At 50.6% G+C, this 19150-nt stretch carries 21 protein-coding genes; 15 read left to right on the top strand and 6 right to left on the bottom strand.

Annotated elements, in window-relative coordinates:
• Positions 1–611 (top strand): IS3 family transposase (locus TX77_RS05740; protein WP_044503838.1); only part of this gene is annotated, 611 nt, incomplete at its 5' end.
• Positions 612–706: 95 nt separating this feature from the next.
• Here the strand turns inward: TX77_RS05740 and TX77_RS05735 are convergent.
• Positions 707–1507 (bottom strand): MBL fold metallo-hydrolase, encoded by an 801-nt coding sequence (locus tag TX77_RS05735; RefSeq protein ID WP_044503837.1) that lies wholly within the window; start codon positions 1505–1507, stop codon positions 707–709.
• Between the two features lie 219 nt (positions 1508–1726).
• Here TX77_RS05735 and TX77_RS05730 point away from each other — a divergent pair, with 219 nt between their 5' ends.
• From TX77_RS05730 to yfcE, 9 genes are all read left to right on the top strand, one after another.
• A complete protein-coding gene (locus tag TX77_RS05730) occupies positions 1727–2773 on the top strand; it encodes a galactitol-1-phosphate 5-dehydrogenase (RefSeq protein ID WP_081651707.1) in 1047 nt (348 codons plus the stop codon).
• Between the two features lie 46 nt (positions 2774–2819).
• A complete protein-coding gene (locus tag TX77_RS05725; RefSeq protein ID WP_044503836.1) occupies positions 2820–3719 on the top strand; it encodes a BglG family transcription antiterminator in 900 nt (299 codons plus the stop codon).
• Positions 3701–4744 (top strand): BglG family transcription antiterminator, encoded by a 1044-nt coding sequence (locus TX77_RS05720; protein WP_044503835.1) that lies wholly within the window; start codon positions 3701–3703, stop codon positions 4742–4744. The genes TX77_RS05725 and TX77_RS05720 overlap by 19 nt, the downstream gene beginning before the upstream one ends.
• Positions 4745–5221: 477 nt before the next feature.
• Positions 5222–5689: a PTS sugar transporter subunit IIA gene (locus TX77_RS05715; protein WP_044503834.1), complete on the top strand. Its 468-nt coding sequence runs from the start codon at positions 5222–5224 to the stop codon at positions 5687–5689.
• A gap of 52 nt (positions 5690–5741) precedes the next feature.
• Positions 5742–6020, top strand: coding sequence for a PTS galactitol transporter subunit IIB (gatB, locus tag TX77_RS05710; protein ID WP_195891169.1), 279 nt, complete (start codon positions 5742–5744; stop codon positions 6018–6020).
• Positions 6021–6041: 21 nt separating this feature from the next.
• Positions 6042–7394 carry a PTS galactitol transporter subunit IIC gene (locus TX77_RS05705; protein ID WP_044503833.1) on the top strand — a complete coding sequence of 451 codons (1353 nt, stop codon included), beginning with the start codon at positions 6042–6044 and terminating at the stop codon, positions 7392–7394.
• A gap of 39 nt (positions 7395–7433) precedes the next feature.
• Positions 7434–8291: a tagatose bisphosphate family class II aldolase gene (locus tag TX77_RS05700; RefSeq protein ID WP_044503832.1), complete on the top strand. Its 858-nt coding sequence runs from the start codon at positions 7434–7436 to the stop codon at positions 8289–8291.
• Between the two features lie 15 nt (positions 8292–8306).
• The gene (gene pfkB, locus TX77_RS05695) at positions 8307–9236 is read left to right on the top strand and encodes a 1-phosphofructokinase (RefSeq protein ID WP_044503831.1); all 930 of its coding nucleotides are present in this window, start codon (positions 8307–8309) and stop codon (positions 9234–9236) included.
• A gap of 264 nt (positions 9237–9500) precedes the next feature.
• Positions 9501–10046, top strand: a complete 546-nt coding sequence (gene yfcE, locus TX77_RS05690; RefSeq protein ID WP_044503830.1) for a phosphodiesterase — start codon at positions 9501–9503, stop codon at positions 10044–10046.
• Here the strand turns inward: yfcE and TX77_RS05685 are convergent.
• The 3 genes from TX77_RS05685 to TX77_RS05675 are packed head-to-tail and all read right to left on the bottom strand — an operon-like array spanning position 10041 to position 12745.
• Entirely contained in the window at positions 10041–10790 is a 750-nt protein-coding gene (locus tag TX77_RS05685) for an aminotransferase class IV (protein WP_044503829.1), read from the bottom strand. The genes yfcE and TX77_RS05685 overlap by 6 nt on opposite strands.
• Entirely contained in the window at positions 10774–12162 is a 1389-nt protein-coding gene (pabB, locus tag TX77_RS05680; RefSeq protein WP_044503828.1) for an aminodeoxychorismate synthase component I, read from the bottom strand. The genes TX77_RS05685 and pabB overlap by 17 nt, the downstream gene beginning before the upstream one ends.
• Positions 12155–12745 carry an anthranilate synthase component II gene (locus tag TX77_RS05675; protein WP_044503827.1) on the bottom strand — a complete coding sequence of 197 codons (591 nt, stop codon included), beginning with the start codon at positions 12743–12745 and terminating at the stop codon, positions 12155–12157. The genes pabB and TX77_RS05675 overlap by 8 nt, the downstream gene beginning before the upstream one ends.
• A gap of 211 nt (positions 12746–12956) precedes the next feature.
• Here TX77_RS05675 and TX77_RS05670 point away from each other — a divergent pair, with 211 nt between their 5' ends.
• Positions 12957–13880, top strand: a complete 924-nt coding sequence (locus TX77_RS05670) for a carbon-nitrogen hydrolase family protein (RefSeq protein WP_044503826.1) — start codon at positions 12957–12959, stop codon at positions 13878–13880.
• Between the two features lie 139 nt (positions 13881–14019).
• Here TX77_RS05670 and TX77_RS05665 read toward each other — a convergent pair whose 3' ends face one another.
• Complete coding sequence (locus TX77_RS05665) at positions 14020–14685, bottom strand: HD domain-containing protein (RefSeq protein ID WP_044503825.1); 666 nt, start codon at positions 14683–14685, stop codon at positions 14020–14022.
• Between the two features lie 181 nt (positions 14686–14866).
• Between TX77_RS05665 and TX77_RS05660 the strand changes: the two genes are divergently transcribed.
• Positions 14867–15397 (top strand): nitroreductase, encoded by a 531-nt coding sequence (locus TX77_RS05660; protein ID WP_044503824.1) that lies wholly within the window; start codon positions 14867–14869, stop codon positions 15395–15397.
• Between the two features lie 207 nt (positions 15398–15604).
• Entirely contained in the window at positions 15605–15679 is a 75-nt protein-coding gene (locus tag TX77_RS14330; protein ID WP_353736579.1) for a putative holin-like toxin, read from the top strand.
• A gap of 1099 nt (positions 15680–16778) precedes the next feature.
• Here the strand turns inward: TX77_RS14330 and TX77_RS05650 are convergent.
• On the bottom strand, positions 16779–17891 hold the full coding sequence (locus TX77_RS05650) for a tyrosine-type recombinase/integrase (protein ID WP_044503822.1): 1113 nt from the start codon (positions 17889–17891) through the stop codon (positions 16779–16781).
• Between the two features lie 303 nt (positions 17892–18194).
• Between TX77_RS05650 and TX77_RS05645 the strand changes: the two genes are divergently transcribed.
• Together TX77_RS05645 and TX77_RS05640 are read left to right on the top strand one after the other, a co-directional pair.
• Entirely contained in the window at positions 18195–18749 is a 555-nt protein-coding gene (locus tag TX77_RS05645; protein ID WP_044503821.1) for an HD domain-containing protein, read from the top strand.
• A 6-nt stretch (positions 18750–18755) separates the two neighbouring features.
• Positions 18756–19097, top strand: a complete 342-nt coding sequence (locus tag TX77_RS05640) for an arsenate reductase family protein (RefSeq protein ID WP_044503820.1) — start codon at positions 18756–18758, stop codon at positions 19095–19097.
• Positions 19098–19150 lie beyond the last annotated feature (53 nt).

Below are 19150 nucleotides of genomic sequence, written 5' to 3'. Positions count from 1 at the left end.
CATATGCCCGGAAAAGTCGTAAGTACAATTCTTATAAAGGTGTTAAAGGACGCATTGAGAAAAATCGTCTTCGTAGGCGATTTGCCAGCACTAACCCCCATCAAAAAATTACCACCGATACGACAGAGTTCAAGTACTACGAATTAGACGCGAACGGAGCATTAAAAATCAGAAAACTGTATTTAAACCCCTTTTTAGACTTGTATAATGGTGAAATCATAAGCTATTCTATCAGCCCGACGCCTTCGGCTGAATCGATACTGGAAGCGCAAAAAAAAGCTATTGAAGTAACATCGGATGCTCCGTTTAGAAGAACGTTCCATTCTGATCGTGGTTGGGGCTATCAAATGAAAGCTTATCAATATGCATTAAAAGCCAACAACATATTCCAAAGCATGTCACGAAAGGGAAATTGTTACGATAACGCACCGATGGAAACTTTCTTTGGAATCTTAAAGCAGGAAATCTATTATGGGAAAACATATCATAGTTATCAAGAATTAGCCGATGCGATTATTCAATTTATTGAGTATTACAACGTAGATCGGATTAAAGCGAAGCTTGGATGGCAAAGCCCTATTGCCTATCGTCTAGCCCATCAAATTGCATAAAAAATTCCGAGCAACTATTTCGGGTTGCTCGGAAATAAAAGTCTAACTTTTTGGGGTCACATCAAAATCGACGGGCTTTTTAGCCGTGTATAAACTTATAAATCGGTGAAGACCGTAAGGTCATCGGGAATGTAGAGGTTGCCGTCGTAATACTTTCGGCCTTCTTCTCCATAGCGTTCCTTGCGGTGGGATAAGTCGCTGTCTTCCGTATGGTAGAGGATGACGTTTTTGACGTCCAGGCGCTGAGCGAGCTGGCAGGCATCTTTGACGGTAGAATGATTTTTTTCGTAAGGGTGGAAAATGGCTTCATCGGCGTCGAGGCAGAAGGCTTCGTGGAGGAGCCACTTACTGCCTTGGACGTAGTCTTCTTCCCAGGGCTGACACGGTTCGTCGCCGCAGCAAGTCAGGCGGCCGTCGGACAGTTCCATAGAGAAGCCGAACTGCTTGGCCTTCGTCGAACGGATGTCGAAGAAGGTGACGTCATGGCCGATGAGGGTGTTTTTGTCGCCGTCTTCGACGGTGATCAGATGGAGCTTGTCGTCAAGGTAGCGGCTGTCCTTGGAAGACAGAAGGGACGTCGCCATGGAGCGCAAAAGGCCGATGACTTCGTCGTGACCGTAGATCGTGGCTTCGCCGTCGTAAGTGCCGCGCCGCCAGGACTGGCACATCATGCGCATGAGCCAGATGATGCCCAAGAGGTGATCGATGTGCTTGTGCGTGACGAAGACCGTCCGCATGTCCTGCCAACGAAGATTTGCCTTTTCCAGTTGCTGTAAGAGCCCGTTGCCGCCGCCTCCGTCGACGAGGAGGTGCTGCCCCTTTTCTTCTAAAACGAAACAGGTGTTATAGCAATGGGTGACGGTAGCATTGCCCGTGCCTAAGATGGTAAGATTCATAACAAGCTCCCTTCTGATACAAAAAATACAAGTATTAATATAACAAATTTCGCCCCATGTGTAAATGGTCACCATTTTGCAGAAGGGACCTTCCTTTGCCGGCACGGCTAAAAATTTCCGTGGTGAGGGAAATTTCTCATCTATGATGAAAGTCGTCATATTGTTATACTGAAACTGCAATAAATATGAATTTTTTGTCTCTGTAAAGGAGTGGCAAGTATGACAATGATGAAAGCACTGGTCGTCGAAGGACCGAAAGAATTTGTCTATCAGGATATTCCCGTTCCGGCCTTAAAAGCCGGCGAAGTACTCGTAAAAGTAAGAGCCTGCGGCATCTGCGGATCCGACGTGCCCCGTGTCCGTGACGGCGGCGTCCATTCATTTCCCCAGATTGTAGGGCATGAATTTTCCGGTGACGTCGTCGCTGTCGGTGACGGTGTCAGCGCCGATCTTGTAGGATTGCGGGCTGCCGTAGCTCCCTTAGTTCCCTGCGGCCACTGCGACAACTGCGCCAAAGGCCGCCCGGCTATGTGTACGGAATATTCCTTTATCGGCTCTCGTCAGCCCGGGGCCATGGCCGAATACGTCGCGGTCCCGGCGAAGAACCTCGTTCCCATTGACGAACATGTCACGTACGAACAGGCCGCCTGCATCGAACCGATTACCGTCGCCATCCACGGCGTCGAACGGGCAGGGGAACTAATTAGCGGCTCGTCGGCCATCGTCTACGGCTGCGGCACCATCGGAATCTTGACCATGCAGGTCTTACAGGCCAAGGGCATCGAACGGGTCTACGTCATCGACATCAACCAGGCTAAGCTCGATTTGGCCAAGAAGCTCGGCGCTTATGAAGTCATCAATTCCCAAACGACAGATGTCCCGGCTTATTTCAAAGAACATGGCCTCGTTGACTACGCCTTTGAAACGGCCGGCGTCAACTTCCTTCAGGCTCAGCTTCCAGACCTCGTCAAAAAGACGGGGACCCTCGTCTACATCGGCACGGTACCGAGGGACGTCACCTTCAAGGCCTCGACCTTTGAACAGATCCTGCGCGGTGAACTGACTGTGACCGGCTCGTGGATGAGTTATTCCTCTCCCTTCCCGGGCGGTGAATGGCGCGGTGCTGCGGAATACTTGAAATCGGGTAAGATAGTCGTCGATGACATCGTAACCCATCGCTTCCCCTTGTCGGCAGGCTACGAAGCCTTTGAAACCTTGTTCGACCCGGCCAATAATGCCTTAAAAGTCATGTACGTCATGGACTAAATTGGCTATAATAAAAAGAAGTATGTAATGAAAGAGGTGTGTTGTCATGGTAAGCCAGCGTCAGCGGCAGATTATCGAGTTGTTACAATCCCATAAAACCGGCCTGAGCGGCAACGATTTGTCGAATTTTATCGGCGTTTCTTCGCGGACCGTCCGCAGCGATATCAAGGCCCTCGAAGGGGAACTTCTGGCCTACGGCGCGGCCATCCATGCCAATACACGAAACGGCTATTCTTTGGAAATCACGGACGAAGCCTTATTTGCGGCCTTTATCGGCGAGTCCTCACAAGGGAGGATGGATTCGGCGGAAAATCGTGTCGACGCCATCATCCGGGCCTTCTTTCTCTCGACCCTGCAGAACACGTCGCTCACCCAGCAGCAGCTTGCCGACAGCCTCTACGTCAGCCTGTCGACGCTGAAGAGCGACATGAAGGAAGCCAAGGAACGACTGGCAGCTTACGGCCTTACCATCGGGACCTATAAGACGGAAGGCATGCGCCTGGAAGGGGATGAAGGGCAGATCCGCAATTTCATTTCCCAGTATAATTTTCTCCAGACCAGCGATTCCGGTCAGGTGGCCTATTTCCAGCGCCTCTTTCCCGATATCGATATCCCTCAGCTCCTCGATATCCTCATTTGCATCAGCGATTCGTATCAGCTTCACCTGACTGACATGGCCATTCACAATCTGGTCGTCCATACGGCCATCGCCATTGGAAGGGCTCAACAGGGCCATACCATGACGTACACCTTGCGCCAGACGAAGCACTTGGAGAAGACAAAAGAATTTGAAGTAGCGACGTCCATGTTTGAAGAAATTTTCCGCAAGACCGGCATCGACGTAGCCGCCGGTGAAATCTATTACCTGGCCCAGCACCTCATGGCCAGTAAGAAGTACATCGACGGCGGCGAAGGGCCGATCAGAAGATGCAGGAACTGGTCATGAAGATCATCGGCGACATTGATGAACACGTCAACATCGACTTTTCCCAGGATCAGGTTCTCATCGAATGGCTGTCGGTCCACTTGCAGACGGCTATTCCCCGCATGAAATTCCAGATGAACATCCGCAACGACGTCTTAGAAGTGGTGAAATCGGAATACCCCTTGGCCTTCCAGATTGCTGTCATCGCCAGCAGCGTTATTGAAAAGGAAGAGCAGGTCAATGTCAATGAGAATGAAATCGGCTACATCGCCATCCATTTCGGTGCCGCCTTAAATCGCATCGACATCAGAAACGACATGGTCATCCGCCGGGCCCTCATCGTCTGCGCCAGTGGTATGGGGACGGCCCTGCTCATCAAGACGCGGCTTGAAGCCTATTTCAAGGACCGGATCATCATCGTCGGCACCGTGCCGGGCTATACCCTGACGGAAGAACAGATCGACTCCGTCGACATGATCTTGACGACCATCCCCTTGCCGCAATTCCAGTCGGACCGCATCATTCCCATCCGGCATCTCCTCGACAACGACGAGCTGCAGCAATTGGAACAGCGGTTCTATCTCATGCCTCACGGCATCCAAGGCGAAATCACCAGCTTTTTCAAGGCTGACTGTTTCTACACCGACCGTCACTTCGATGACCGAGAGGCGATTTTGAACTTCCTCACCGATCAGCTCAAAGAAAAGGGCCTCATGACCGATGCCGAAAAGGCTTCCGTCTTTGAAAGGGAAGAGGCGTCGCCGACGGAAATCGGCAACCTCGTCGCCATACCGCATCCCATCTACGGCGACCCGCCGGAATCGCGGATTGCCATCCTCATCCTCGATAAACCCATCGTCTGGGAAAAAGAACGGGTCCAGCTGGTCTTCCTTATCAGCATCGCCAAGGATCAAATGGCTTCGTGGCAGTCTATTTTCTTAAAGCTCTTTACGTACCTCGTAAAAAACGACGGCGTCAAAGAAATGCTACGCGAGCCCAACTACGCCGCCTTCATCCGCAACTTCACCAGCCAGTTTAATAAGTGATATATTCTATATACGAGAAGCCTGTTTTTCCTGCCCTTAATGGTAGGGACGACAGGCTTTTTTCGATGGCCGTCTGTCGATTCTCCTGGCATGGCAACGAAAGCATGGGAGCTATTTACGGCCGACAGGAGAGGGAAGCGATGGAAATTCATGATTTGCGGCAGCAAAAAAAGGACGCCCCTGCCCCATACCACATAAGGGTATGAAAAATGAGGGACGTCCTCTTGTAAAGTCAGTATATCATAATGGTTGTATGGCGTCAAGGCTGACAATGAGTCGCCCCGGTTCATCTTCCTGACACCTTCTTGGGAGGAAACGAAGTTCATTTCCGCTGTCTCGGAAAGGCGGCGGAAGGGGAATTTTTATTTCCGCCATAAGTGGAAATTGGCCGTCTATGCTCAGGGGGGATTCTTTTGATACACTATAGTCAAGAAATGAGTTAAGCAAAAATGAGTTGAGTAAAAGGAAGAGTTATCCATGGAATTGACGAAGCTGCTCGATAGGGAGCACATTTTTCTGGATACTCGGGTACAGTCCGATAAAGATGCCATTCACCGCTTAGGAAAGGTGTTAGAAGAGAGCGGGTACATCAATGACAAGTACATCGATGCCGTACTGGCCCGAGAAGTTGAGTTTCCCACAGGCCTGCAGTTATCGCAGCAGGGGATTGCCATTCCCCACGCCACGCCGGAAGGGAATGTCGCCGAAAACGGCATTGTCGTCTGTCGCCTGACGGAGCCGGTTTACTTCCACAGTATGGAAGATGCTGACGATACGGTTCCCGTCTCTATGATCTTTATGCTGGCCCTCAAAGATGCCAATGAGCACATCGACATGCTGCAAAAGCTGTTCACCATGTTCCAACAAGAAGAACAGGTTGAAAAACTGCTCACGGCGTCGACGGCCGACGATTTCCAGCAAGCCTTCTTATCGGCTTTACAGTAATGCATTTATTCATGAATCTATTAATTTTCTTATGAAAGGTTGGTCATCTATTATGAAAAAAGTTATCGTAGCCTGCGGCGGTGCCGTAGCCACTTCTACTGTTGCTGCTAATGCCATTCGTGAACTCTGTGCAGCTCACAACATCCCTGTTGAAATCCTTCAGATCCGTATGAATGAAATCGAAAACCAGCTCGACGGCGTCGACCTCATCGTCACCACCATGCGGGTCAAGAAAGACTTCGGAAAGCCTTACGTCAACGGCATGCCCTTCCTGAGCGGCGTCCGCGTCGAAGAAACGGAACAGAAGATCTTGGATGTCTTACAAAACTAAGAAACAGAGGAGTGAATTCAGATGGATGTCATTTTGAATTTTGTACAATACTTCGTCAACTTGGGCCCGGCGGTCATGCTGCCCATCGTCATCTTCATCGTCGGCCTCGTTTTAGGTCAGTCAGCCGGTAAAGCCCTGCGCTCGGGTATTTCCATCGGCATCGGCTTCATCGGTATCGGCCTGGTCATCAGCCTGATGCTGGACAACTTGGCACCGGCAGCCCAGGCCATGTCGGCCAACTTCGGGATCTCCATGAACCTCATCGATGTCGGCTGGCCCGGCATGTCGCCCATTACCTGGGCCAGTCAGATTGCCTTGGTCGCCATTCCCGTCGCCATTGCCGTCAACATCCTCATGCTGGCTTTGAAACTGACCCGTGTCGTCAACATCGACATTTGGAACATCTGGCACTTTGCTTTTACTGGCGCCATCGTCAACATCGCCACCGGCAGCTACGCCCTGGGCATCGTCGCCGTCGCCATCCACGCCGCCTACGCTTTTAAGATGGGCGACTGGTTCATCCCCGTTACAGAAGACTACTTCGGTCTCGAAGGCATCGCTATGCCACACGGTTCGACGTCCTGGTTCGGTCCCGTCGCCGTTCCCATCAACTGCCTTCTGGACCGCATTCCGGTCATCAAGGACATCGATATCAATCTGACCCATATTGAAAAGGTCATGGGCCACTTCGGTGATCCGTCAGTTATGGGCGGTATCATGGGCGTCATCATCGGCATCCTGGCCGGTTACGACATCCGCGGTATCCTGACTCTGGGCATTCAGATGGCCGCCGTCATCGTCCTCATGCCGCAAGTCGTAAAGCATATCATGAACGGCCTGCTGCCGATTTCAGAAGCGGCTAAGAAGACGCTGCAGAAGCGCTTTTCTAACTCGAATTTCTACATCGGCCTCGACTGCGCACTGCTCCTCGGCGATCCGGCCGTCGTCACGGCGTCCTTACTGTTCATCCCGCTGACGATCCTCATCGCCGCCATCGTCCCGGGCAACCAGATCCTGCCCTTCGGCGACCTGCCGACCATCGGCTTCTTCATCGCCATGGCTGTCGGCGTCCACAAGGGCAACCTCTTCCGGACGGTCATCTCCGGCTCGATCATCATGTTCATGACCATTTGGATTGCCAACCAGACCATCGGCCTGCAGACAGCCTTAGCCGCTCACGGCGGTATGCTGAAGAATGGGGTCTCGCAAATTGCCGGCCTCGACCAGGGCGGGGCTCCCATTACCTATCTCTTGTCACAGGCCATGCACCTTACCGATTTGACGGGCTTCTTAGTTATCGGCATCTTCTACGTCTTCTGCCTGGTATTCACGTACTTCTGGCACAAGAAGGAAATGGCCAAACTGGCTGAATAATCTGACATCATTCAATTACGATAAAAGGAGTGTTAACTCATGAACACCATTCTTTCTACGAGGCAGATGCTGCTCGACGCACAGGCGCAGCACTACGCCGTACCGGCTTTTAATATTCACAACATGGAAACCATGCAGGTCGTCATCGAAGTCGCCGAAAAGATGCATTCGCCGGTCATCCTGGCCGGTACGCCGTCGACGATTCGCTACGCCGGCCCGGCATACATCGTAGCCATGGCTAAGACAGCGGCCGCCAATACGACGATTCCCATCGCCATCCACCTCGATCACCACGAAGATTTTGAAGCCATTAAAGAATCCATCGACCTCGGTTTCCGGTCGGCCATGATCGATGCATCCCGCGATCCTTACGATGAAAACGTGGCCCGCGTCAAAGAAGTCGTCGACTACGCTCACCACCGCGACGCTACCGTAGAAGCCGAACTGGGCAAGCTCATCGGCCAGGAAGACGACCTCACGGTCAGTGAAGCCGACGGCGCTTATACCGATCCCGATACGGCAGCAGACTTTGTCGAAAAGACGGGCATCGACTCCTTAGCCATTGCCATCGGCACGGCTCACGGCCTCTATAAAGGCGAACCGCACCTCGACTTCGACCGCCTCAAAGCCATCCGCGAACGAGTATCCATTCCCTTGGTCCTCCACGGCGCCTCCGACGTGCCGGACGAATTGGTACAGAAAGCCATTTCCATGGGTATCTGCAAAGTCAACATCGCAACGGACCTCAAGATTCCTTTCTCCGACGCCGTCAAAGATTATTTCAAAGACAATCCCAAGGCCAACGATCCGCGGCAGTACATGACGCCCGGCAAAGAAGCCATGGCCGCCATCGTAGCCCACAAGATCGACGTCTGCGGCAGCGCCAATCGCTGCTAGAAGGGGTGACGGCCGATGATACTCGTAGTCAATCTAAATCCGTCACTGGATAAAATTTATACCCTCGATGAACTGCCTTACGGAGAAGCGAGCCGGGCCCAAACCGTTCAGAATACGGCCGGCGGCAAGGGAACCCACGTAGCCAACGTCATCACCGCCCTGGGAAGTCCCTGCACGGTCGTCGGCTTCCTCGGTGGCTATGTGGGTCAGTATATCCGCCACGTCTTAGACAAGCGCCGCATCGTCCACCATTGTACGACCATCGAGGGGGAAACGCGGTCGTGCATCAATATAGCGACGAGTGACGGGAAACAGACGGAAGTCTTAGAACCGGGGCCGACCATAACAGAAGGGGAGAAGACAGAATTTCTCGCACAGTATGATTTTGAATTAAAACGTAGTGATTTAGTAGTAGCCTCAGGAAGTCTCCCCAAGGGCATTGGCGATGACTTTTATAAAGAGCTCATCTGCCGGGCTAAGGCGCAGGGGAAACCCTTCCTCCTCGATACCAGCGGCTCGGCCCTCACCAAAGGTCTTGAAGCATTGCCTTATTTTATCAAACCGAACGAATCGGAAGTGGAAGTCCTGACCGGCCATAAACTGACCAATCTTAATGAAGCCGTTCAGGTCCTGCACGAACTGGAAGGGCGGGGCATCGCCATGCCGACCATCTCCTTAGGCAAGAAGGGGGCCCTTTTAGCCCACGAAGGCAAGGTCTACCGCGCCGTACCGCCGACGGTCGATACGGTCATCAACGCCGTCGGTTCCGGAGATTCCTTCGTTGCCGGCTTGGCCACGGCCTTAGATCGGGGCGCTTCGCCGGAAGAAGCTCTTCGCCTGGCAGCGGCCTGCGGCACGGCCAACGTCTTAGAAGCTGAAAGCGGCGTCGTCGATCCGGAAAAGGTCGCAGCCATCGAAAAAGAAGTACAAATTACAACCTTATAAGAACGAGTGGGAGGAAACTCTCCTGCAAAACAGGGCTTTCGATAAAATTATAAGTTATCGGAAGCCCTGTTATATAAAACACAAAAACCACCCATCTTCTGATATCCATCCCGCCTTGCAGTCTCCCTAAAAAATCCGTATACTAAAGACACACACGAAAATAAAAAAGCAGCCAAGGGAATGGCCCTCTTTCGGCAGCCCCTTGCTGCATTAGGATTTTTTTAGCGTATATCAGGTGCCAGATGGGCACCGGGAGGTATAATTATGAAATATTTCATCGCGTCAGATATTCACGGCTCGGCCTATTACTGCCGCCGTCTCCTCGAAGCTTATGAGCGGGAAGGTGCCGACCGTTTCGTTCTCCTTGGCGACATCCTCTACCACGGACCGCGAAATGATTTGCCGAAAGACTATAATCCGAAAGAAGTCTTTGCCATGCTCAATGACATAAAAGACTCCATCCTCTGCGTCCGCGGCAACTGCGACAGCGAAGTCGATCAGATGGTCTTGGAATTTCCCATCATGGCCCCGTATGCCATCTTGACCCAGGGAAACCTCGTCGTCTATGCGACCCACGGCGACCACTATAATACGCACCGCCTGCCGCCTATTCAGAAGGGGGATATCCTCCTCCATGGCCACACCCACCTGCCGGTATGGGAACCTTTTGGACAGGATAATTACTACCTCAATCCCGGATCGGCATCGCTCCCGAAAGACGGCAATCCTCACAGTTATCTCGTCTGGGAAAATCAGACCTTTACTTGGAAGGATATGGACGGCAAGGCCTTTCACGAACTGACCTTATAAGGGGCCCGGAAAGGGGCGGAGCCGATCCTGCAAATAGCGTTGAAAGAGGGCAGCTGTCTGTGTTTCTTCCGATACGGGAAAGGCGTAGTCACCGAATTGGCGGACGGCCATGATGCCCATGAGGGAATTAGTAATAAAACATTCGTCGAAGGTCCCGATTTCATCGGGCACGATGGATCTTTCGACGACGTCATAGCGAGAACAGACGTAGGCGCGGACGATTCCCGGCAAGAGTCCGGCCTCGATGGGCGGCGTATAGAGCTGCCCATTTTTTATGAAGAACAGGTTGCTCACGGCACCTTCGGTAAGTTCTCCTTTCGTATTGCAGAAAATCGGTTCGTCGATGCCCTTTTGGGTCGCCTGCCGTTTGGCCAAAATCGAGTCGCCGTAATTAAAGGTCTTATGGCGAACGAAGGGCGAACTTTCATTGCGCCGTATGTCCGACAGGGCCAGTACGAATCCCGGACGGGACGGAAAATGTTCATAAGGATTGGCACGAGACGTGAAGCATAAATTATGATCGGAAGCGAGAATTTTTAAAACACCTTTATCGTACCCGTCCTTCGCCAGATACGATGTCAGTTTTTCTTTCCAATCAGCCGCCAGGGAAAGGCCTAACCAGTTGAGGGTACGCCGCAGGCGGGCTTCATGGGCTTCCAGCCAAATAGGCTGTCCATTTACAAGCGACAGGGTTTCAAAGGCACCGAGACCGAATTGATAGCCGTCATCAAAGGTAAGGTTCATAGTAAAAAGGCTCTCCTTTCAAGGCCGTAAGCAAGGCTTTGGCTTTCTGCCAGATTTCTTCGTACTCAAAGTCCCGGTCCGATTCGGCCGTAATGCCGCCGCCGACGCCGATATAGTAGGTGTCCCCTTGATGGACGGCCGTTCTGATGACGATGTTGAGGTCACAGTTTCCGTCGAGGGAGAGATAGCCGATGGTTCCCGTGTAGAGTTGGCGGCGGCTCGCTTCCAGTTCGTCGATGATTTCCATGGCCCGCTTCTTCGGTGCCCCCGTAATAGAACCGCCGGGAAAGAGGGCCGTCAGGGCATCGACGGCAGTCTGGTCCGGCCGAAGAATGCCGGTGACGCTGGCGACTAAGTGGAAGACCGAGGCGTAGTCTTCGACGGAAAATAAGGTCGGGACCGTGACGCTGCCGGGCTGGCAGATTTTATGGAGGTCGTTTCGTTCCAGGTCGACGATCATTAAGAGTTCGCTCCGGTCTTTTTGAGAGTCCTCTAATTCTTTACGAAGGGCGGCATCTTCGGCCGCCGTCTTCCCTCTGCGGCGAGTCCCTTTGATGGGCCGCGTTTCAATCCGCCTCCCGTCGATGTGAAGGAGGCGCTCCATGGAGGAACTGATGATCTGATACGAGCCGTATTGCAGGTACGCCCCAAAGGGCGAGGGATTGTCCCGGCGCAATCGGGAAAAGAGGGTGTACGGCGGGCAGGGGCTGTCGACGGTCAGGGTACTGGTGAAGTTGGTGACGTAGACGTCGCCGGAGACGAGGTAGGTCATCAACTTTCGAAGGGCCAGGGCGTATTCGTCAGGCGTGCAGTCCGGTTCAATCGAAAGGGGATAGGTCTCGGTCAGAGACGGCGCCGTAAAGGTTTCCATTCGTTGCCGGATGAGGGTTTCCATCCGCTTCCAAAGTTCCGGAGCCGCCTCGGTTTGGCCATTGGCAATGAACCAAAGGCTGTGGTCTTTCAGGTCTTCGATGATGAAAAAATCGTAGAAGACCCATTTCATCTCGGCCAGGGTCGCCTTCGGTGCATGCCGCGAAATGACGCTTTGAGGCTTCATGCCGTAGTCATAGGTGACGTAGCCGACAGCTCCCGATGTCAGGGGCAAGTCGCTGTAATTTTTCTGGTGATGCCGGGCTAAGTAGGCTTTGAGATAAGCTTCGGCCGTTCCCGGATGATACTTGCCGTCGACGCGAAGGCGGCCCTTTTCGACGGACACCGTATGATAGGGAACGAGACCGATAATGGCATATTGGCCCAGTTTATTTTCCAGGGAAGAATCGAGAAAAGCCGCATCTTTTTCGTCCGCAAAGAGGGAGAAAATCTGACTGGCTGTATAGGGAAGGTCCGAACGGCGGATATAAGGTTCAGGCATCGTGTCGACCTCCTTTTTCGGCACAGCGGCAAAAGGCTTGGATTAAGTCGCTGCCGTATTCCGATAAGAGGGCTTCGGGGTGAAACTGCAGGCCGAAGAGGGGGCGTTTTTTATGGGATAAGGCCATGACGGCACCGTCGTCGCTTATGGCGTCGATCCGATAAGCGGGAGGCAGGCTGCTTTTTTGGACGACCAGGGAATGGTAGCGAGTTACGGAAAAGGTCTTGGGAAGGCCTTTGAATAAGCCTCGTCCGTCGTGATGAATGGCCGTCACCTTGCCGTGCATCGGCTTTTTCCCGCGGATGACAGAAGCGCCGGCAGCATAAGCCAGGACCTCCATTCCGAGGCAAATGCCGAGGATGGGCGTCGTCTTTTCGAAATCCTGGACGATGGCCAGGGACTGCCAGGCATCGGCCGGCCCTTTTGGACCGGGAGACAGGATGATGCCTTCCGGTTTCATCGCCGCAATTTCTCCGAGCCCGATGGCATCACAGGGCCGTACTTCGACGTCGCGTCCCGTCTCGGCGACCAGGTCGGCCAAATTATAAGTGAATGAATCGTAATTGTCGATGATGAGATACATAATACCTCCTTATAAAAAAGGATAACGACAGCAGCCTAACACTGCACAGTCGTTATCCGTAAAGGTCCGTAAGCTGTGAAGGGAAAACCCTTTGTAATTAGTATACCATAATTTTACATCTTTTTCGAAGTTTTTTCGTATGTAAAACTACCTATACGAAAGCCGCCGTTTCCAGTATACTAGAAGAAAAAAACGGAAATGAGGGATATATATGCGAATCTTGCAGGAAACCTTACGGGCAGCCATTGCCCAAGCCTCGCCGGTCCTATTCGACAAAAAGGCGACGCTGGAAAAAGTCGTATCACAAATCGAAGAAGCCGGAAGGAACGGGGCACAGCTCATCGTTTTTCCCGAATCCCTGGTGCCGTGCTACCCCTACGGCCTGACCTTCGGCTTTACCGTCGGCAGTCGTTCTGAAGCCGAGCGGGCTGATTGGAAGCGCTACTATGAAGAATCCGTCGTCGTCAGCCATGATCTGGAGTCCGTCGCCGCAGCCGCCAAGGCCTTTGGAATCTACGTCAGCTTAGGCATCACCGAGCGCGATGAAACGACGTATTCGCTCTACTGCAGCAACGTCATTTTCGGGCCCGACGGCACCTTGAAAGCCCTCCACCGAAAGATAAAACCGACCGGTGCCGAACGCTATATCTGGGCCGATTCTCACATTCCGTCGACGTATTTTCCTATCGTCCAGACGCCGTGGGGACCCATGGGATCCCTCATTTGCTGGGAAAATTACATGCCTTTGGCCCGGACGGCCCTCTATCAAAAGGGCGTCAGCCTCTATTTGGCACCGAATACCAACGACAATCCCGAATGGCAGGATACGATCAAGCACATTGCTATCGAAGGTCACTGCTACGTCTTTAACGTCGATCAGTACTTTACCAAGGCCATGTATCCCTCCGACCTGGTGGAAAAGGGCGCCGTCGATAAACTGAATGACGCGACCTGCCGCGGCGGCAGCTGCATCATCGATCCCTGCGGTCATTATCTCACCGAGCCTGTTTGGGACAAGGAAGCCCTCATCTATGCCGATCTCGACATGAATCAAGTCGCTCTGCGCCACATGGAATTTGATGCTGCCGGCCATTACAGCCGTCCCGATATTCTCGAACTCATCGTCCACGAATAAGAAAAATCGGGGAACATAAGCGTTTTTAGACATCATAAAACGCCGTTAAACGAAGTTTATCCTCGTTTAACGGCATTTTCTATAAGCGCCCGTAACCGGCAGTAAGGGAGGCGGGGCATGCCGGTGAGGGCTGGGGGATTCAGGCAATTTTATTGCCGTTGGCAACCATTTTAAATTGAAGACCTAAGACTTCGGCAGCCCGCTTGCACATGAGCATGCGCTGCATGAAGATTTCAAAATAATCCATGAGGGAGCATATCGATTCATCGAGCTCGATTTCCAAGCGGATGACGTTCTTGTGACGGTCGATGTGGAGTTTGGAAGAAAGAGCGGCATAATTGACCCGGTCGTGTTTATCGAAGGTTTCGGGAACCTTATTGCGTACGCGGTTGCGGCGGACATCGCTCTTGTCTGCCAGGATGACAGCTGCTGAAATGGGGTCAAAGGCGACGCCGCTTCGTTCATCGTGCTGACCGATGGCCGAGATGATGGCGGCAATGTCTTCCGGCGGAGCGCCCCAGTCGCGAAGGAACTGAAAGGCCATGAGGGCTCCCGTATGGGCATGGTCGACGCGGTTGATGCTGTTGCCGATGTCGTGCATATAGCCGGCAATTCGGGCCAGCTCGACGGTATGCTCGTCGTAGCCCAGCTTCTTTAAGATGCGTCCGGCCGTGACGGCGACCTTGGCCGTGTGTTTCTGTGAATGGTCAGAATAGCCCAGGGCGTCGAGAACTTTATTGCCCTGTTCTAAATAGATGCTCAATTCTTTGGCATGGGTGATATTTTCATAGGTCAGCTTTTTCATTGAATCATTCCTTTGCTCATTCTTGTCTTATCTTTTAGCATACCAAAGGACTGTATATATTACGTAAAAATTCGATAAAAAGTACGCTTTATTTTGAAAAAAAGTTTATTTTTATCGATTTCCTTTGTGAAGCTCCGTTAGTAAGCGTATAATAAAGGTATATTTGAAAGGGGGATTATATATGAACGAAGTTATGAAAGCACTCTTAGATCGGCGCAGCATCCGTCAGTACGAAGACAAAGCCGTTCCTGCCGAACTCATTGAACAGATCGTGGAAGCCGGTCTCCATGCTCCGTCCAGCATGGGCAAGCAGAATTCAAAAATCGTAGTCATCACCAATAAGGAACTGATCCACGAATTATCCGTCGTCAACAACGAAATCGGCGGTTGGCCTGAAGGAAACGATCCCTTCTACGGCGCTCCCGTCGTCCTCCTGGTCTTGGGCTACAACGGCATGGGGAAACAAAAATACGATGGCAGCGTCATCATGGAAAACCTCATGTTGGCCGCTCATTCACTGGGACTTGGCAGCTGCTGGATCCATCGGGCTAAAGAACAAATGGAAACGCCCGTAGGAAAGAAAATCCTCGACACCCTCGGCCTCTCGGCAGACGAATGGGAAGGCATCGGCAACTGCATCATCGGCTATCCCAAAGGAGAAGCCCCGAAAGCTGCTGCACGGAAAGAAGATCGGGTCTACCATATCGACTAGAAAAAATAATACGAATATCCCTAACGTACAAAAAGGAAAGCGACAATATCATCGCTTTCCTTTTTTGTCTATTTGTAAGGGATGATTTTATGACTAACGGGTGATCGCAGGCCATAAAACTTGAAGTTATAAGCTTTCTTTGTTACACTAGAATACATGAGATAGTTCGATGTATTCGGTTTTCCTCACGAAAGTGAGGTGATCAGCATGAGTGTCTATGAGGCATTGTCGTTAATGATTGCGTTTGCAACATTAATCGTGCTGGTTATTTCAGCTCATTAATATTAATTTTTAACTGAAAAAAACCGCATACCAAGCGGTACACGGCCTTCTTCAGACTCAAAATCAAAGAGGAGAGCCGATGTGCAGCCATCGGACTATCTCTGTTTTTATTTTAGCATAGTTTATCAAAAAAAGGAAGGAATAGACAGACCCCTTCCGGATTACGAAAAAGACCTGTCTCGTACCGGTCCCCGTAGAGATCCCGGCACTCTCGTATTTCAATATAAGCGATAAGCCTATGAATGTCAAGTGGGCAGGGGGCTGACTCTTGAGAACAAGGAAAACCATGAACAGGTTTCGTATTATCAAGCGTCAAAAAGACGGCTGAATATGCCATTTCATGTCAGAAAAGGGGTATAATATATATAGCAAGTAAATTACATATAGTTTTTATTTTTTATAGCATTAGGCATGTATATTATTCTATATTGACCAGGGAGTAATAATCAACACGCAAACCATTCGAAACGATTGCGGGGTTAAGGAAGTAATTCTCTGTGTAACTTCAAAAATCAGAAATAATAGAGCTATGGGGGCAAGCAATATGGACTTAAAATTTTTTATGACCTACTATATCATGTTTCCGCTAATAATTTTATGGCTTGTCAAATCATTTATATTAAAAAAATTCTTAACTAAAAAAGAAATTGTCATAACTAGGTATGCCCCGCTTAAGTTTTTTTTATTTGCTAACATCCTTTTCATATTTGCATTACTATATTCTATTTATGTAAATATATATGCATTTTCATTAGAAATCATGAAAACTTCTTTAAATCTTTTATCAGGGGCTTTCTTATTATGGTTTTCAGTTATAGTCTATGCTAGATGTAAGTTTTTTAGAATTCATAATCAAAAAAAGAGACGCTTATATTGATGTTTTTCTTTTTCTTATATTAATATTGATAATATACATATAGTATTGCTGTTAGACTCAGATTAGGACTGCTTTTTATCCCATTCTATTTTTTCTTATATAATCATTGTTTTATTCTCCCTTATTTTGAAGGCTTAATTTTCCGATAAGTATTGATTATCGGAAAATCTAGTAATCATCAATATAAATGAGCTTCTTGCCGCCATCATTTCCGCCCATATTTTATAAAATGGCATCGAGCTTTTTCATGGCTTCTTTATTGCGTTTATCCGTAATCGTATCGTAGATGTTGGCCGTCGTGGCAATGGAGGAATGGCCCAGGCGTTTGGAGACGTAGTCGAGTTCGATGTTATTTTCCAGCATCATCGTGGCGTGGGTGTGCCGGAAGGAATGGAAGCTGCCGTTGTGGAATTCTTTTTTGCACCACATGTTGAAGTAGCGCATGTCGTTACTGGTCATGGAGCAGCCGTCCTGACGGGTGCAGACGAAGTCATTGTCCCGGTAATCGCTGCCGTAGAGGCGGCGATTTTTGGCCTGCTGAGCTTTATGGCGGACGAGGGCCTTGTATAATGTCTCATTAAAAGGAATGGTCCGCAGAGAGGATTTCGTCTTCGGCGTCGCCTTGCAGACCGGCGTTCCCGTCTTGTCATATAAGGTACTGTCGACGGAAATAGTGCGGTTTTCCATGTCGATATGGGACCACTGCAGGGCCAGACATTCGCCGACGCGAAGGCCCGTGCAGTAAGCAATCATGCAGGGCGCGTAATATTTATGCCCCAAGGGAAAGGTCTGAAAGATGTGATTGAGCTGTTGGCGCGAAAAGATAAAGGGCTTTTTCCGGGGAATGTCGAATTTCGGCATCTTCACGTTGGCCATGGGATTGGCCTCGATATACTGGCGATTGGACACGGCCCAGCGCATGCCGTCGTTAAAGACCGTGAAAATCGTCTTGACCGTCGACCGGGAATAGCCTTTCTGCTTCAGCAGATTGAGCCAGTCCTGAATCTCTGCCGTCGTCAATTTGCTCAGCTCATATCCGCCAAAACGGGCGCCGATATGCCATTTGATGACGCCCTTATAGGCGTCGTAGGTGTTGGGACCTAAATTGATTTCGACATCTTTTTCCAGCCATTCTAAAAAGAAGGGCATGACTTCCATCGCCGGTTCCGCATCGTGTTCCGGATCATCGAGGGCAGCCATGGCCTGACGATAGGCTTTAGCGGCCTGGGCGTAGGTCGTACCGCCGACTCGTTCGACTCGTTTGCGGCCCGTCCCGTCTGCTGCCGGATATTCGATTGTATAATACCATTTCTTGCCGCGCTTACGAAGATACACGTCGCACCGCCTCCTTTATTTGTATTGTACAATAACAGACAGGGATATGCAACAAATGTTCCCATCTTATTTTCCCGTATAAGGAAAGATAGCCTTGCGACACATATAATCTGTCGAAAAATCATGAAAAAGGCTTAAAAGGGGAAATAGGACCATTTAATTAAAGACAGGGCGAATATAGAACAACTGTTCTCTGAATCGCTCACAGGCCTCGCTAAACATATGTTCTAAATACAAAAATCGACGGATGTAGTACAATACATAATGAAACCATCGCTCCCAGGGGAGCAGAAAGGCCGACCTATGCCACCTTTGATTACAACTTATACGGGAAAGCATTTTGACATCACGAATATGGATCCCGAAACCATTTCCATCGAAGACATGGCTCACGCCTTGTCTCTCATTTGCCGCGGCAACGGTCACGTCAAAACCTTTTATTCCGTCGGCCAACACTGCCTGCAGTGCGCTTACGAAGCCGAGGCCCGTGGCCTGTCACGACGTCTGATCCTAGCAGCCCTCCTGCATGATGGCACTGAGTGCTACATGTCCGACGTCCCGCGGCCGTTAAAGGATGTCATGAACGGTTACCGGGACACGGAAGAACATCTGCTGCAGCTCATTTATAAAAAATATATTCACACGCCTTTAGACGAAGAAGAAACAAGGATCCTCAAAGGCATCGACAACGACTTTCTGTGGTATGACTTGACCTACTTGCTGGATGATAAACCGGAGGGGCAAGCCCCGGCCGTCCGCGTCATGCCGGACTACGCCTTCCGGCCCTTTGCCGACGTCGAGGAAGACTACCTGGCCTTGTTTCACCGCTATGCACCAAAAATCTCGAAAGGAGAATAAAACCCTATGAACATACAAATCTTCGGCACGACCAAATGCTTCGATACCAAAAAAGCCCTGCGCTACTTCAAAGAACGAAAGATCCCCGTCCAATTCGTCAACCTGAAAGAAAAAGGACTGAGTAAAGGCGAATACAACAAAGTCAAACAGGCCGTAGGCGGCCTTGATGCCATGCTCGACACAAACTGTAAGGACAAAGATACCTTGGCCTTAATCCAATACGCCGTCGACAGCGAAAAAGACGCTAAAATCCTAGAAAACCAGCAAGTCTTGAAAACGCCCATCGTCCGAAACGGTGCCAAAGCCACCATAGGCTACGTACCGGACGTTTGGAAAACCTGGGAATAAGAAGCTTGCCGGTTTGATTACAGGCATACAATCCCCAAAACACAATAAAGCCC

Origin of the sequence: Megasphaera massiliensis, from assembly GCF_000455225.1 — a bacterium.
Taxonomy (GTDB): Bacteria; Bacillota; Negativicutes; order Veillonellales; family Megasphaeraceae; genus Megasphaera; species Megasphaera massiliensis.
Note: the sequence above shows the minus strand (reverse complement) of the source record. Positions and strands in the feature narration are given on the sequence as shown.